The sequence below is a fragment of the Cytobacillus sp. FSL H8-0458 genome (genome assembly GCF_038002165.1).
GTDB lineage: Bacteria > Bacillota > Bacilli > Bacillales > Cytobacillaceae > Cytobacillus.
Window position 1 is genome coordinate 3,341,808 of sequence record NZ_JBBOBR010000001.1, and the last position, 14,825, is coordinate 3,356,632.

Sequence of the window (14,825 nt, forward strand, 5' to 3'; positions counted from 1 at the left end):
AGGATGGCTTTAATGTGGGCTATTACAATCGGTTTTATTGTTTCATTGGGGCTTGTCGGATTTATGCTTGTCCATTTTCTAAAAGGTGCAATGGATTCCCGCGATTCCACGACTGTTGACAGGATTCAGAGTAATTCGAAAGACTAGTGAAAAGAGGCTGCCGGAATTGGCAGCCTCTTTACTGGCTTTGACAATTTGCACAATAGAACGTTTTCCGTGAAGATATTTCTTCTTTCACTATAGGGCTGCTGCAGCGGAGGCATGGCTCTCCTTCTCTGTCATAGACCCTGCACTGCTCATTATACCCCCCGGTTTTGGCATCTCCTTTAAACAAAGACTCTTCCATATAGCCTCCAAACTGAATGGCACGGGTTAATACGCCCTTCATGGACTGATACAGGATTTTTATTTCATCCTCATCCAATTCATCTGCTTTTTTCATTGGAAGCAGTCCGGCCTCAAAACAGATTTCATCACTGTAGCAGTTGCCGATTCCCGAGAGAAACTTCTGATTGACTAATGTTGTTTTCAGAATTCCCCTTCTGCTTCTGATCAGTTCATGAAAGGCCGGAAATCCCAGCGTGTGATCCAGAGGCTCCGGTCCCAGACCGGAAAGCTTCTTTTCCGCCTCAGCGTCTGTCAGCAAGTGCAGATAGCCAAGTCTTAGTCCAATAAAATAAAGCTTTTTATCACCAAAAGAAATAATAACCTGTTTGGTTCGCTCAGGATTGTCCGCTTCGCTGCCGATATACATCCAGCCACCGAGCATAAGGTGCAGCAGCAGGTTTTTACCGGAGCTCAACTTGAAAATAAGGTGCTTGGCTCTTCTTTGGATTTCGGTTATTTGCACATTAATCAGCTGACTTTTTAATTGGGCAGGCTGCACATTGATTGATTTTTCACGGTTTACCTCTACATCAGTAATGACTTTACGGACCAGTTTCTCCGTTAACAGCCTTCTGTAGGTTTCCATTTCCGGAAGCTCAGGCATGGTGTCAGCTCCTTCCTAAAATTCTGTTATCTTAGTATTTAATGGAAGGATTCATCTCATTCCTAAAAACTGCACAATCAATTTTTTCATTTGTTCAATGTTTCGTAACAATGGTTTCCAATATTTTGATGTTTGAAATGGTACGATGATTCCTAAGGGAGGTTTTTCCATATGCAAAAGAACCGTTCCAGCAATCAGGCTTTAATGTTTTTTATCATTTATATTGCATTATTAGGCAGTTTAATTTTTGCGGCTGTCTCTTTCACACCCACTTTTCAACAGGAACAGCCTTCAGAAATTTCTTCTGCTTTCATTCAGAAGCACAATCAGGAAAAGAAAGCAGCTGAGAATGAAGGAAAATGGCAGCCATCCAATACTTTTGTGATTACAGCCATTTCCATAGGCTCTTGTCTTGATATCATCGTTGTGCTTCTCTGGGCCCGTCATGAAAATAAAAAGACAAAGCAGGGGGAATTCTCTAATCCTGATAGATTAACCAACAAGAAATGGTTCTGGTATCTGGTTTCAATGGGCATTGTTTTGCCCAAGGACGGCAAGTTGATATTCAGCCTGAAAAATTTCATCTTAACTGTTATCTTTTTTGTTTTATTGAAGTTTTTGCTGTTTGACCAGCTTGAGAGCATCTAAAATCATCACAGGCTCCGATTAGCAGCCTCATTCAGCTGTGCAATAATATCATCCGCATGTTCAATACCGATGGATATCCTTACCACCTGCTTGGTAATGCCGAGTTCTTTGCATACTTCAGGAGGCAGTGCCCGGTGGGATGTTGTCAGAGGATGAGATACAGACGTTTCAACACCCGCAAGTGTCGGCACAATTTTAATCCATCCAAGTTCTTTAAAAAATTTATTCACATCAGCACGATCAGATAATTCAATCGTGACAATGGCACCGAACCCTTCTTCGCCGTGCTGAAAAGGATAATAGACCTTCTTTACTTCCTGGTTTTGCTCCAATGCCCTTGCCGTTTTTCTGGCATTGGCAGACTGCTGCTTCATTCTGAGAGCCAGCGTTTTCGCTCCCCTGCAGGTCAGCCAGGCTTCAAACGGACTTAAATTTGCCCCGAGGTTTACAATTTTACCGTGCGCTTTTCCAACCAGCTCTTCATCTCCAGCGAGGACACCTGCAGTAATATCACTGTGTCCGCCTATGTATTTGGTTGCACTGTGGACGACTAGATCAATGCCTTTCAAATAGGGTTGGCAATGATAGGGAGTGGCAAATGTATTATCAATCAGGGTAACTAGATGATGCTTCTTCGCCAGGCGGACGACATCTTCAAGGTTTTCCACCCGCAATAAAGGATTTGTGATGCTTTCTGAATATAGAAGTTTTGTATTCTCCCTTATGGCCCCCTCCACCTGATGAGCATCAGAAAAAGGCACAACGGTTACTTCTATACCGAGCTGTGTCAGCTCTTCCTTGATTAAATGGAAGCTGCCTCCGTACAGGTCATCGGCAGCCACAATATGGTCGCCGCTTTTGACCACAGCCAGCACTCCCGCAAGGATGGCAGATATACCTGATGAAGCTGCTGTCCCGGCCGGTGCTCCTTCAAGGCCGGCAATTAATTCACCAAGCTCATCTGTGTTCGGATTTCCGACCCTTGAATAAAGATAATTGCCGTTCCCCTGATAAAATCCCTCCAGCTCATCAAGATCGCTGAAAGCAAAAGCGGAGGTTTGATAGATTGGTGTGACTTTACTTTTAATTTTGCGATTGCTATTATTTTTTCTATGCAGAACAGAAGTTTCGAAATTCATTTGGCCTTTCCCCTTTAATAGAAATAAGTCTGGAGAAATGCCCAGACCTTTTAATGAAAATTAGCTGAATTTATAAAAAATTATATCAATACAGCTTTTATGCGTCAATGAATGAAAGGGTCTCTACTCTACTTTATTCTACTTTACTTCCTTCAGAAAGCTTTTAGTCCTGATGCCCGTCCGCCGAATGATTAGTGTTGTGTCTACATGTATATCCGCATCAGCAAATTTTTCATCCCAGTTATTCTGGACCTTTTTGAAATTCTGATAATCCTGTCTCAGCACCACTTCACCAAAACCAAAAATATCGGTACCATACTCCTGCTGGACCTTCTTAATCGTTTTTGTAACCATATCATTGATCTGCTTTTGGGCAATTTCTCCATTTTCTTCGTATGTCTTCGCTTTATCAAACTGATCATTGCAATGAGTCCCGTCAATATATGCCTCTGCTCTAATTTTTATATGAATGTCTGCTTTTCCATTCTCGAGTTTTCCTTTAATCTTTGTACTTGTATCGTATACTCTCATCCCCATATACCGGTTTTCGCTGCATTTTACAGTAATCGACGTTTTATCAAGCTTATCCTGGATCCATAAGTAATTTCTTGAATCCTCCAGTGTCAGAAATCCTTCCAGCTTATCACCTTTGAATATTGCCAGAGAGTCCAGGACGACAAGCGCCTCCGGGGTGACCTTCATCATATTTTCCACACTTGAGCCAGCCTCCGGATCACCCTTTATCCTGACAGCTGCCATTACAGGCTGACGGCCACGAGCGGTCCATGCCGTAATGACATCATTCATTCTCACTCCCGGGTCTCCGCCCCAATCCTTCATCATCGTGTCCAGCTGAGTATGCAGCTTTAAAGATGTAGATTTCTGGAATTGATACGTCACTTTTAGAATGTCAGAACCTTTGGCTTCTCTTGCAATCAATATATTAAAATCATCACGGATTTCCCGGTTTCTTTCCAGAAAATCAATGAAGTCAATAATCCCCTCTTTCGCAAGCTCCTCTCCGATAATCAGTGTTCGCATGTGAGAATAGATCAGGTGCCTGGACATCCCTTCATTCATTCTATAGGTCAGCTCTGCCAGAGAATTCCCTTCCGCAGAGTAAACAATTGATGGAGCAAAGCCGCTGGCGGTGCGGTTATTCAATTCAGTTGCATTAATGCCTTCTACAGTCAGAATATACTTATCGTTTTCTCCCTTATCCACAGCCATTCCTGTGACAACGGTTATTTCACCCAGTTCTCTTTGATCCCAGCATCCGGCCAGCAGTATTGCCGCTAAAAAAATGGCGGACATCACACCAAATTTTTTCAATTGGACTGCTCTCCTTTCATTGGCGGAGGAGAAGGCGAACCTGTCTTTGGAAATTTTTCAGGATTCTGCGTTTTTAAATAAGCCGGCCTCTTCCTCATGCTCCAGATCGGGAATCGAAAAAATACATCCTTCTGCTGCTCGATGATAAACGGTGCCACCGGCGAAAGATATGGAATGCCAAAAGATCTGAGAGAGCTCAGATGGGCCACAATAAAAACAAGTACAATCAGGACGCCATACAAGCCCAATATGGCTGACACAATAATCAGGAGAAACCTTAACAGCCTTGCTGCTGCAGCAAAACTATAAGTTGGTGATACAAAATTGGCGATGGCTGTAATAGCGACAATGATGACCATAATATTCGATATAATCCCTGCCTCTGCTGCAGCCTGTCCGATCACGAGAGCCCCTACAATTGAAACAGTCTGCCCGACAGCCCTTGGCATCCGAACACCGGCTTCCCTCAGGATCTCAAAGGTTACTTCCATCAATATTACTTCAATGACTGCTGGAAACGGCACCCCTTCCCGCTGGGCAATAATCCCGAGAAGCAGGGGCGTGGGCAGAAGTTCGTGATGAAAGGTTAAAATACCAACATATAAGGAGGGCGTAATCAAGGCAATCATAAAGGATAAATATCGGATTATTCTTAAGAAGCTTCCCATCATGAAGTTTTGATAATAATCTTCTGCGATGGAAAAAAAATCGACCAGTACAGCCGGAACCACCAGCACAAAAGGTGTACCATCAACAAGGATGGCAATCTTCCCTTCAAGCAAATTGGCTGCCACCGCATCAGGCCTCTCACTATTCAGAGCCAGCGGAAAAGGTGTCGCAGATTTATCTGCAATCAGCTCTTCAATATTTCCGGATTCAAAGATGGCGTTCGCCTTTATCTGGCCAAGCCTTTTGCGTACCTCCCCAACAATCTTTTCATTTGCCGTCCCTTCCATATACCCGATGTATACAGAAGTGTTAGTCTCAGAACCAATGGTGAATTTTTCAAAACGGAGATTTCTGTTTTTTATTCTTCTTCTCAGCAGGCTTACATTTGTAGTTATTGACTCCACGAACCCATCCTTAGGACCGCGGATGACCGTCTGAGTGCTTGGCTCTGTTATGGACCGGTCTTCGCCGATAGCCATGGAAAGGGAAAGCGCCTTTTCCATATCATTAAATAAAATGATGATGTTTCCATTAAGCAGAGAGGTGATAATTTCATCGAATGACCCAACCAGCTGATAGCCTGCTCCTCCGAATTTCTCCTTGCATAAAGACTTTAAATCATCCTCTGTTGTTAATTTAAACCCAGCCTCTTTCCCGCTGATGGATTGCAGGATCGTTTCCTTTAGTAATTTAGTATCAATCATGGTTGTAAGATAGATAAGCAGCGCATCTTTGCCTTCTGTCTTCAGCTCATCCATGCTTAAATCAATCGTACTTCCGAACTCTGCGTTTATTTTTTCTTTCAGCTGTTTCAGGTTCATACTTTTAAGATTCGGGCCTGGGTCTGCCGTTTCCTCAATATGAACAGGGTATTCCTTTTTTTTGCGCATTTTTAAAAGTGATTTAAGAATACTCAAAACTTCATCCCCTTCGTGCCAGGTTTAGCCTTTTTCTTTCGCCTCGTCCATAAAACTGCGATTAAAAGAAGTGAAGGCAGCCCGAACTGCATCGGCAAATGCAGGAAGTATGGGACCATCTCAAGTCCCTCCTGCCAATGGTCACCGAAATTTACTGATATCAATACAGAATAAGCTGAAACAATCATGGCTGCAGGCATGGAAAAATACCGGTACGGAAGTCTGAAGGTGTATTCCAGGCCCTTCAATCCTGCAAACATAAACACCGACCCCTTTACCAAAATTCCCAGCATCATGATAAAAACAACGAGGGCATCAATTCTTTCGATGAAATTGCCGATGGAGACCTCACGGGCTGAACTCAGCATGGGAAAATTGGAACGCAGCAAAGCATCAGCTCCAAGTGTCACAATCATCAAAAACATCGCAAATAATAAAAGTGCACCCGCAATTGCCACTCCCAGCAATGACACACGCAGGCAATATTTAAAATTCGTTACTACCGGGAGGATAAGTGTAAATGCAACAAGCTCGCCAAAAGGAAATACGATCAAAGTTGGAAAAAGCGCCTTCAAAACAGGCTTGAGCCCATCTCCGAGCACGGGCTTTATTTCATATAAATTGGCATTCCCGCTTGCAAATAAAAGGATGGTCAGAAGGAATAAAAATCCGAATAAATAAGGGGTAAAAATTTCTGAAGTTCTGCCAAGGACTTCAAGACCGAGATATAAAATATAGGCCATGGCAAGACAGATGGTCAGCGAAATGATCTCAATTGGCGTCGACGGCAGAATGGCCGAAGCAATCAATTCCCCAAAATCCCGGACTACCCGGCTGGCAAGGTACAGAAAATAAACTGTATATATATTGGAAAAAATAATGGCAATCGGTCTTTTGAAGCCAATTTCCATGAGCTCATACAAATTTTTTCCGGGCACTCTGCTGATCAGGAAGTAATAGAATAGCATGATCCCAAACCCAAATATAATGGAAGCTGCAATGGCAATCCAGGCATCTTTCTTGGCATCTCCGCCTACTCCGACAACAATGGCGCTTCCTAAAAGGAAATTGATCAACAATGTCAGCAGCTGGCTGAGAGAGATATTCTCTTTTAACATTCCATCACCAATCCCTTTTACGATGTGTACGTTCAATTAAGCAAGCATTTCTATGATGGCCGCTTCTTTTTCCTCGCTTTCAAAAGGCGGAAATCAGCCACTGTACTTGAGACCAATCCGATCAAAACAGTAAAAATAATAATCATTCTTCCAGTGGCAATCTCTGAAAACAGCAGATTCCTAAAAGCTTCCCAAAACGTATAATCAAATATTTTCATATCAAATATTGTGCTCAAAATAGCCAAGAGCAGAAAAATGGCCAGATAGCTAAATGTAATCATGACTGTACCCCATTAACATTGGATATTGTATATCTTTTCTCGGTCTGCACATTTTATCCAGAATTAAAGAAAAAACCGTCCAGGTTCCGACTTACCATTCCACCTGATTAATTAACAATTATTTGGGTATGGTTAGAGAAGGAGAAATTGTATAGGAATAGGGTTTGCAGGAAAAATTATGAATGAATATAACGTAGGAGGAACGATATGACGACATCCAACCACAAAACTCCCCAATATCCGGAGCCATATTGGAGGGAAGAGGAACTTCCCGCCTTTGACAAGCTCAGAGAAGATGCTCTAACGGACATTGCGATTGTCGGCGGAGGCATCACCGGTATTACGGCAGGGTACCTTCTTGCCAAGGAAGGCTTTAAAGTGGCGATTCTTGAAGCCGGCAATATCCTGAACGGCACCACTGGCCATACCACAGCCAAAGTGACGGCACAGCATGGCTTAATATATGATGAATTGATCAGCCACTTCGGCGTGGAAAAAGCCAAGCTCTATTATCAGGCTTCGGCTGATGCACTGAATTTCGTCCGGAACACAATAACGGAAAAACAAATTGAATGCGACTTCAGTAATGAAGAAGCAATCATCTATGCTGTATCAGAGGAGTATGCACAAAAAGTCGATAAAGAGCGGCAAGCCTATGAAAAACTCGGAATCCCACACGGAATGAAGGACAGCATTCCGTTTAACATCAACACTACTGCGGTGCTTTCCATGTTTGACCAGGCCCAGTTCCATCCGGTGAAATACTTGAAAAAGCTCCTTAGGGACTTTGTGGATTTGGGCGGAATTGTTTATGAAAATACAACAGCAGCAGATATTGAAGAAGGCAGTCTTCCTGATGTGGTAACCAGAGATGGCCATCGCCTGAAATGCAAATATGTCATTGCTGCTTCCCACTTCCCTTTTGCAGATATGAAAGGGTTTTATTTTTCCAGATTATCTCCGGAAAGATCTTATGTACTTGGCGTAAAAATCAAAGAGGACTTTCCAGGAGGCATGTATTACAGTGCCGATTCACCGACCCGCTCGCTGAGGTACACACCTTATAACGGAGAAAAGCTTATTTTAGTGAGCGGCGACAGCCACAAGACGGGCCATGGGCCGGATACGATGAAGCACTACAATGCCCTCGAAGTCTTTGCTGAAGAGGTGCTCGGCATAACCGACTATCCTTATCGATGGTCTGCCCAGGATTTATACACACTTGATAAGGTCCCGTATATTGGCCCGATTACATCCAAACAGAAGAATATCTTTGTCGCAACAGGCTACCGGAAATGGGGAATGACAAACGGGACAGCAGCTGCCATGCTGATAAAGGATCAGATTATGGAAAGGGACAACCCTTATGCAGAGCTGTTTACGCCATCGAGATTCCAGGCTGACCCAAGCATTAAAAAATTTATTGCGGCCAATACAGATGTAGCCGGACAGCTGATTAAGGGGAAGCTTGAATTCGTGCCAAAAGAAACAGGAGATCTGTCAAATGATGAAGGCGGCGTAGTGATGATTAAAGGGAAACGGACAGGTGCTTACAGGGATCCTGAAGGCAGCCTCCATCTTGTGGATACCACCTGCACCCACATGGGATGTGAATGCGAATGGAACCATGGTGACCGTACATGGGACTGCCCATGCCACGGGTCCCGCTTTTCCTATGATGGAACCGTCGTGGAAGGTCCGGCTGCCAAACCGCTGAAGAAAGTGGAAGAATAACTTATTTTTTAAGAAAAGAAGACAGTTTTCCATGGGAGACTGTCTTTTTTGTGGAATTTGCAGTACGTTGATCGGGTTCCCACCCATTTATGTGCGGATAGAGCCCTGCGTTGTAAATATGGCGGCCTTATAGATGTTGAACTGCTGGATAGCCCGCTTTTATTATCGGATAGCTGGATTTTTCTTGCATATAGCTCTTTTATATTTTCGGATAAATCGTTTTTTTGCCGTATAGCTCATTTTTATTTTTCTTACCGTCTGATGCAAGAAAAAATCCCCCTTAAAAAGGAGGATTCGGCTCAATCAGTCCTGCACGTTGTTCTCTTTCTTTTCTTTGCTTCCGGTTGTGAATTCAACAAGCTCTTCGCTTGTGCGCTGAGGTCTGTGTTTATTGTTATTACGCTGTGCATTGCCATTTCCAAGTTTGGTTCTGCCCATATTCTCATCTGCTCCTTTTTTGTTTTATCAGGAGTAGTATGAGTCAATTATGGAGCAGTTATTCTGATGCCAGCACTTCAAGTTCAGGTGCTTTTCTATGCCTGGCAGCCTGTTCAAAGGCATAAGCAAGTTTGATCAGGAGCGGCTCACTGTAGGCAAGTCCTGTAAATGTGATGCCCACCGGCTCTCCTTCCGGGGTATACCCGGCCGGTACTGTGATGGATGGATATCCCGCTTTTGCAGGGATTCCTGCTCCAAAATTATTCGGGAACACGATGGCATCCAGATTATGCTCCTGCATCACATAATCAATACCCCGCTCTCCTGAAAAATAGATATCCTTCTCAAGTGCAGAGATGTAGGACATTTCCGTTAAATCTCCACTTGTTTGCTCCGCTTCAATCAGAATGGATTGACCGTATTTTAAGCACTTTTCGCTATTCTTTTCATTAAATTCAATGACATCTGACAGGGTGCGAATATGAAGGTGGGGTGCGACAGTACGCAGATAGGCATTCACATCCGCTTTAAATTCATAAGTCAGGACGTCGTAGCTCCACTCAGTTTTTGTGGAAGGAATCACTACTTCGTCGACCACCTCTGCACCGAGCTCATTTAACCGGGCTACTGCTTGATTCATGATCGCGAGCTTCTCTGAACTTAAGTAGTCAAAATATGTCTCTCTGGCAATGCCGATTCGTGCGCCCTGCAGTCCGTTTTCATCAAGGAAAGCGGTAAAATCCTTCCCCTGCAGATCCTGATTTGTCAGGGTAACCGGATCATTTTCGTCAGAGACTGCAAGCACGTTTAATAATAATGCGGCATCCTTTACAGTTCTCGCCATTGGCCCGGCAGTGTCCTGGCTATGGGCAATTGGAATAATCCCGGTTCGGCTGACAAGTCCGACTGTCGGCTTTATCCCTACGAGAGAATTCTGGCTGGCAGGACTTAATATGGAGCCTGATGTCTCCGTTCCAATGGCTGCAGCGGCAAAATTAGCGGCAATAGCGGCACCGGACCCTGCGCTCGAACCTCCCACATCAAATTTCCCCGGCCCATATGGATTTAAGGTCTGTCCGCCACGTGAGCTGTAACCGCTCGGCATCCCTTCCGTCATAAAATTGGCCCATTCTGTCATATTCGTTTTTCCGATAATGACGGCTCCCGCTTTTCTTAATTGAGAAGCCACAAATGAATCACTTTGTGCATAGTGACCCTTTAAAGCAAGTGACCCGGCAGTTGTCTGCATTTTGTCTCCTGTATCAATATTATCCTTTAACAATATGGGAATGCCATGAAGAGGGCTGCGCGGCCCCTTCTTTTCTCTTTCCGCATCAAGAGCAGCTGCAATATGCAGGGCATCCGGATTGAGTTCTAAAACAGAATGAATGTTTTTATCCAGCTGTCCAATTCGGTTCATATACATTAATACAAGTTCTTTGGATGTAATTTCCCCACTTTGCATTTTTTTCTGCATTTCATCTATCGTGGCTTCAAGCAAAAAGTCATCATGAAAACTCTTTAGCCTTGGATTCTCCATCATCGATTTCCCCTTATTCTTTAGTGAAATAAAGCTCCACTTACTAATTCGCTTAGAAAAGAAGAAATTCCTTTTTATAAAAAAAATGCCAGGCACCAATTGATGTGGGTACCTGGCTGTTTGATCTTTATACGATTTGGCCGCCGCGCATGACTTTCTTTTCAGCAGTGAGGCCCAGTTCTTTTGCCATTTGTTTAAGTTCGCGCTCTTCTCTTTCAGTGACGAGAGAAATAACGGTTCCGCCTGCGCCGAATCTTCCTGTTCTTCCAGAGCGGTGGACATATTGATTCATATCCTTCGGGAAGTCGAAATGTACGACATGTGTAACTCCTTTAATGTCCAGCCCCCTTGCTGCAACATCTGTGGCAATCAGCATATTCGTTTTGCCCGTGCGGAAGTTCTTGATGGCTTTCTGCCTGTCAAATTTGCTCAGGTCACCGTGCAGAGTGCTTGAGGAGATATTTTTAAAATCAAGCTTTTCGGCCATTACTGTGAGGTTGCCGATATCCTTGACAAATACCAGTGCCTTTATGTCTTCAAGCCTTGAAATCTTTTCGAGCATTTTGATTTTATCCCGTGCTTCTGCCACAAAATAAATATGGTCCACACCAGCAGCCTGAATGGTTTCATCCTTCTCGACACGAATGACATCAGCATCAGCTGTCAGTTCTTTCGCAAGCTGCTCAACAACCGGCGGCAGTGTCGCTGAAAACAGCAGGACCTGGCGTTCTTTTAATGTAGATTTAACAATGTTTTGAACCGTCTGAGTGTGTTCCTTAACGAGAAGCTGATCACCTTCATCAAGGACAACGGTTTTGACTTCATGCATTTTCAGCTTTTTCTGTTTAATCAGCTCGAGCACCCGTCCCGGCGTTCCTAAAGCGATGTGCGGATGCTTCTTCAATTTTTCAAGCTGCCTTTTCACATTGGCTCCGCCGATAAAAGAAGCGGCTTTTATCCCGCTGCCTTCAGCCCATTTTTGGATCTCGCTTAATATCTGCATAATAAGCTCCTGTGAAGAGGCTAAAATGACAGCCTGAACCGCCTGTTTATCCGGATCGATTTTTTCAAGGACCGGCAGCAGGTAAGCAAGCGTCTTGCCTGTTCCAGTCGGAGACTCGGCAATAATATCTCTGCCTTCCAATGCCGGAGGAACCGCCTCTGCCTGAATGGTCGTCGGCTGTGCAAATGCAGACTTTTTCCATGCCTCCTGGATAAATGGCTTCATATTTTCAATAAAAGATTGTGTCATATGTTACTCCTTTAACTTTATTGCGTGTAATCAGATAATTATATTTAGTATAGCCGAAAATCGGAAAAAACTAGTATCGGTAATGATACTAGCTTATAGGCAGGAAGTTGTCCACCCTTAACAGAAAAAGGCGCGAAGCCGCTTCTGGCATTCGCACCTTTAAATCTTACTTGTGAATCCACACGGCTCCGGCAGAGTTGTCCTTTGCTTCACCGACCACTTGGAATTTCAGGCCATGTTCAGGAACAATTCGTCCTGCATCAGGAATCAGACTGTTGATGTATTTGTTAGAATCATCAAAAACAGAAATTCCTTTTAGGCCAGGGTAGTCATAATCACCGCGGGTTGGCGAGCTTACTTCCCATGCTGGTGCTTTGTCCAAGGAGAACGCAGCATCTGCAATCTGATATCTTGTGCTTTGAGATACTGTTTCTTTGCCGTCTAACAGACCGGTAATGGCTTCCGGATGTGAATCCACCACTCCAAGAAAACCTTCTCCCGGATGAACGCCAACCCAGTTGTCTGTGTGGCTGTCATCGGCATACCAAACAACTAAACCAGTGTTGTATTTTACCCCTCTTGATTGGGCAAGAGCCGTATCGGAGCCTGCGTGATTTCTCCACTCAAGGTAATAATGGTTCTTCGCAAAGCTGATTCCGCTGGAAACAATGAATCCGTCAAGTGCCATCTGAGAGACACCTTCAGCATCGTCTGTGAAAATCACATTTCCATCAGCAGTTACCGTGATTTCATCCATCGCAAATCCGTCCAATGCTAAGCCTCCATCTGTTACATATTCAAATGTCAGGCTAACTTTTTTACCGGCAAATGCGCTTAAGTCATATGTCTTATCTATCCATTGTCCTTTTGAAGATTCAGCACGGGCATCGCCATCTGTATCATTATCACCGATTACATCCAGCTCAGTTTTCGTCCCATCGGCTGCTTTTGCAGTAACAGTCAGATAATCATAATCAAACTCAATATCAAAATATGCCTTTGCATTAAATGTTGCTGTTGTTGCACTTGTTAAATCAAATTCCGGCGTCGTCAAAGTGGTATGAAGATCGTCGCCTTTTGTGCTGTAGTAATATTTCTCCCCAAACGCAGGTGCAATTCCCTTCACTTCTTTTTCAGGAAGATTCACTTTTACAATTCCAGGGTTTTTAGATTTGGTTACACTTTGGTCAATAACTGTTGCCAAGCCATTTTTATCGATATCTTCATAATTTACTTCCATAATATTGGCCCAATTTCCACCCATGCCTTTTTGGAAAAATTCTTTGTTTTGCGGTGAGAAGCTGGTTGGCTCTGTACCAGCTATTTTGCCGTTCCAGCTGCCGCCGCTCATGATGGACCAGGAAGCAACCGGCTCACCTTGACCGGTGTATTGCGTATCATACTCGTCAGGCAATCCTAGATCGTGGCCGAACTCATGGGCAAACACCCCGACAGCTCCGTCTTCCGGCTGAATCGTATAATCAAATGCGCCCATTTTTCCGCCCCAATAATCTACCTTGGCAGTTGTATCCGGAACAGCAAATACTCCGCCAAGCGTCCAGCGGTGAGACCAGATGGCATCATCACCGAGTGCACCTCCGCCAGCTTCCTGTCCTGTACCAGCGTGAATAATCATGAGATGGTCAACCAATCCATCAGGCTCGTTAAGGTTTCCATCTCCATCTAAATCATATAGATCAAATTCATCGTACTCTGAAAGATCCATTCCAGCGTCTACAGCTGCTTTTAAAGCCTCTTTTACTAAGTCGCGAGGTCCAAGGGGAGATAGATTGTCATGGCCTCCGTTAGGGTTATCATCACCATAATCGGCCGCTTTTCCAGGGACCGTCAGCCATTCAGACACAGTGCCGTCCACAGTGTAGCTGCCTCCGGACTGCTCTTCATAGAATTGCTTAAATGTTTTTACTTTATCTCCATTAAATAATTCAAATTCAGTATCGCCAAACATCAGTTTTTCATAGTGCTCTTTGCTGAAATCATCAGCGTACATGTAGCCCTCTTCCTGTGTTACATTGTTATGCTTGAAATCTTCAAATTCAGTTAAAAGCACAAGCACTTTGTCTGTTCTGACATCACCATTGTAGTTTGCTTCTTTGGCCGGATCTACTTTTACATAGCCGTCCGGTTTGCCCTTTTTGAAGTTTTTATGACCTTTATTCAGCTGCTTTGACAGCTTTTCTTTTTGTTTCGTTAAGAAGTCCTTAGTCTTCTTGTCAAATTCATTGTTGTGGTCATGGCTATCTTTTGTACTTCCAGGCTGCTTTTCACCTTGTTTTTCATTTATGTAATCCTTTACTGCCTTTTCTATTTCTATGGAGGAAGCATCCTTTTTAATCAATCCTCTTTCTTTTAAAGCCTTTCCGAGGCGGTCTTCATTCACAATGTTTAAATCAATCGGTGCAGAAAGTTCCTCTGCTGAAGCTTTTGAAGGAGCTGCTGTTGTCCCGGCAAAAGATCCCGCAAATAGTGCAGCTGCCATCATCGTGCTGGCTGTAATGGAAGATACAACCTTAAAAGGTTTATTCTTATTACTCATCTTATAGCCTCCTATTTAGTTTTTCTGAATTTTCGAAGTGCGAGATTAATTCTATCAAACTAACATAAAGTTTTTAATAGTCTAACAATACTGTTATTTTAATAATTTGATAACATTTGATTAGGTAATTGTGATTGAATTATTCAGCACGAAAAATAGAATTGGGTATTTATGCTTATTTAGAGGATATAAAACAGAGAGCATCAGAC

Annotated in this window: 13 protein-coding genes; 4 read left to right on the forward strand and 9 right to left on the reverse strand. The window is 43.6% G+C overall.

Features of this window, described 5'->3' with window-relative positions:
- Positions 1 to 3 precede the first annotated feature (3 nt).
- Positions 4 to 147: a hypothetical protein gene (locus tag NYE23_RS16520; RefSeq protein ID WP_341079344.1), complete on the forward strand. Its 144-nt coding sequence runs from the start codon at positions 4 to 6 to the stop codon at positions 145 to 147.
- Positions 148 to 178: 31 nt separating this feature from the next.
- On the opposite strand, the gene mutM is transcribed toward NYE23_RS16520, so the two are convergent.
- Complete coding sequence (gene mutM / locus NYE23_RS16525) at positions 179 to 991, reverse strand: bifunctional DNA-formamidopyrimidine glycosylase/DNA-(apurinic or apyrimidinic site) lyase (protein WP_341079345.1); 813 nt, start codon at positions 989 to 991, stop codon at positions 179 to 181.
- 171 nt (positions 992 to 1,162) lie between these two features.
- Here mutM and NYE23_RS16530 point away from each other — a divergent pair, with 171 nt between their 5' ends.
- The gene (locus NYE23_RS16530; protein ID WP_341079347.1) at positions 1,163 to 1,639 is read left to right on the forward strand and encodes a hypothetical protein; all 477 of its coding nucleotides are present in this window, start codon (positions 1,163 to 1,165) and stop codon (positions 1,637 to 1,639) included.
- Positions 1,640 to 1,644: 5 nt separating this feature from the next.
- Here the strand turns inward: NYE23_RS16530 and NYE23_RS16535 are convergent, their stop codons facing one another.
- The 5 genes from NYE23_RS16535 to NYE23_RS16555 form a co-directional block, all read right to left on the reverse strand.
- Positions 1,645 to 2,778: a trans-sulfuration enzyme family protein gene (locus tag NYE23_RS16535; protein WP_341079348.1), complete on the reverse strand. Its 1,134-nt coding sequence runs from the start codon at positions 2,776 to 2,778 to the stop codon at positions 1,645 to 1,647.
- Between the two features lie 138 nt (positions 2,779 to 2,916).
- Positions 2,917 to 4,110, reverse strand: a complete 1,194-nt coding sequence (locus NYE23_RS16540; protein WP_341079350.1) for a Ger(x)C family spore germination protein — start codon at positions 4,108 to 4,110, stop codon at positions 2,917 to 2,919.
- The gene (locus NYE23_RS16545; protein ID WP_341079353.1) at positions 4,107 to 5,696 is read right to left on the reverse strand and encodes a spore germination protein; all 1,590 of its coding nucleotides are present in this window, start codon (positions 5,694 to 5,696) and stop codon (positions 4,107 to 4,109) included. Before NYE23_RS16545 ends, NYE23_RS16540 begins: the two co-directional genes overlap by 4 nt.
- Positions 5,693 to 6,814, reverse strand: a complete 1,122-nt coding sequence (locus tag NYE23_RS16550; RefSeq protein WP_341079355.1) for a GerAB/ArcD/ProY family transporter — start codon at positions 6,812 to 6,814, stop codon at positions 5,693 to 5,695. Before NYE23_RS16550 ends, NYE23_RS16545 begins: the two co-directional genes overlap by 4 nt.
- Positions 6,815 to 6,864: 50 nt before the next feature.
- Entirely contained in the window at positions 6,865 to 7,095 is a 231-nt protein-coding gene (locus NYE23_RS16555; protein WP_341079356.1) for a hypothetical protein, read from the reverse strand.
- A 207-nt stretch (positions 7,096 to 7,302) separates the two neighbouring features.
- Between NYE23_RS16555 and NYE23_RS16560 the strand changes: the two genes are divergently transcribed.
- Together NYE23_RS16560 and NYE23_RS16565 are read left to right on the forward strand one after the other, a co-directional pair.
- Positions 7,303 to 8,829, forward strand: coding sequence for an FAD-dependent oxidoreductase (locus tag NYE23_RS16560; RefSeq protein WP_341079358.1), 1,527 nt, complete (start codon positions 7,303 to 7,305; stop codon positions 8,827 to 8,829).
- A 48-nt stretch (positions 8,830 to 8,877) separates the two neighbouring features.
- Positions 8,878 to 9,309, forward strand: a complete 432-nt coding sequence (locus tag NYE23_RS16565) for a hypothetical protein (protein ID WP_341080839.1) — start codon at positions 8,878 to 8,880, stop codon at positions 9,307 to 9,309.
- Between the two features lie 16 nt (positions 9,310 to 9,325).
- Here the strand turns inward: NYE23_RS16565 and NYE23_RS16570 are convergent, their stop codons facing one another.
- The 3 genes from NYE23_RS16570 to NYE23_RS16580 all read right to left on the reverse strand — a co-directional run bounded on the left by NYE23_RS16570 (position 9,326) and on the right by NYE23_RS16580 (position 14,616).
- Positions 9,326 to 10,807 carry an amidase family protein gene (locus NYE23_RS16570; protein ID WP_341080773.1) on the reverse strand — a complete coding sequence of 494 codons (1,482 nt, stop codon included), beginning with the start codon at positions 10,805 to 10,807 and terminating at the stop codon, positions 9,326 to 9,328.
- 127 nt (positions 10,808 to 10,934) lie between these two features.
- A complete protein-coding gene (locus NYE23_RS16575) occupies positions 10,935 to 12,059 on the reverse strand; it encodes a DEAD/DEAH box helicase (RefSeq protein ID WP_341079360.1) in 1,125 nt (374 codons plus the stop codon).
- Between the two features lie 166 nt (positions 12,060 to 12,225).
- Positions 12,226 to 14,616: an immune inhibitor A domain-containing protein gene (locus NYE23_RS16580; protein ID WP_341079362.1), complete on the reverse strand. Its 2,391-nt coding sequence runs from the start codon at positions 14,614 to 14,616 to the stop codon at positions 12,226 to 12,228.
- Between the last annotated feature and the right edge of the window lie 209 nt (positions 14,617 to 14,825).

Coding starts and splice junctions, on each gene's coding strand:
- NYE23_RS16520 (WP_341079344.1), top strand. CDS start 4: ATGGCTTTAATGTGGGCTATTACAATCGGTTTTATTGTTTCATTGGGG.
- mutM (WP_341079345.1), bottom strand. CDS start 991: ATGCCTGAGCTTCCGGAAATGGAAACCTACAGAAGGCTGTTAACGGAG.
- NYE23_RS16530 (WP_341079347.1), top strand. CDS start 1,163: ATGCAAAAGAACCGTTCCAGCAATCAGGCTTTAATGTTTTTTATCATT.
- NYE23_RS16535 (WP_341079348.1), bottom strand. CDS start 2,778: ATGAATTTCGAAACTTCTGTTCTGCATAGAAAAAATAATAGCAATCGC.
- NYE23_RS16550 (WP_341079355.1), bottom strand. CDS start 6,814: ATGTTAAAAGAGAATATCTCTCTCAGCCAGCTGCTGACATTGTTGATC.
- NYE23_RS16555 (WP_341079356.1), bottom strand. CDS start 7,095: ATGATTACATTTAGCTATCTGGCCATTTTTCTGCTCTTGGCTATTTTG.
- NYE23_RS16560 (WP_341079358.1), top strand. CDS start 7,303: ATGACGACATCCAACCACAAAACTCCCCAATATCCGGAGCCATATTGG.
- NYE23_RS16570 (WP_341080773.1), bottom strand. CDS start 10,807: ATGGAGAATCCAAGGCTAAAGAGTTTTCATGATGACTTTTTGCTTGAA.
- NYE23_RS16575 (WP_341079360.1), bottom strand. CDS start 12,059: ATGACACAATCTTTTATTGAAAATATGAAGCCATTTATCCAGGAGGCA.
- NYE23_RS16580 (WP_341079362.1), bottom strand. CDS start 14,616: ATGAGTAATAAGAATAAACCTTTTAAGGTTGTATCTTCCATTACAGCC.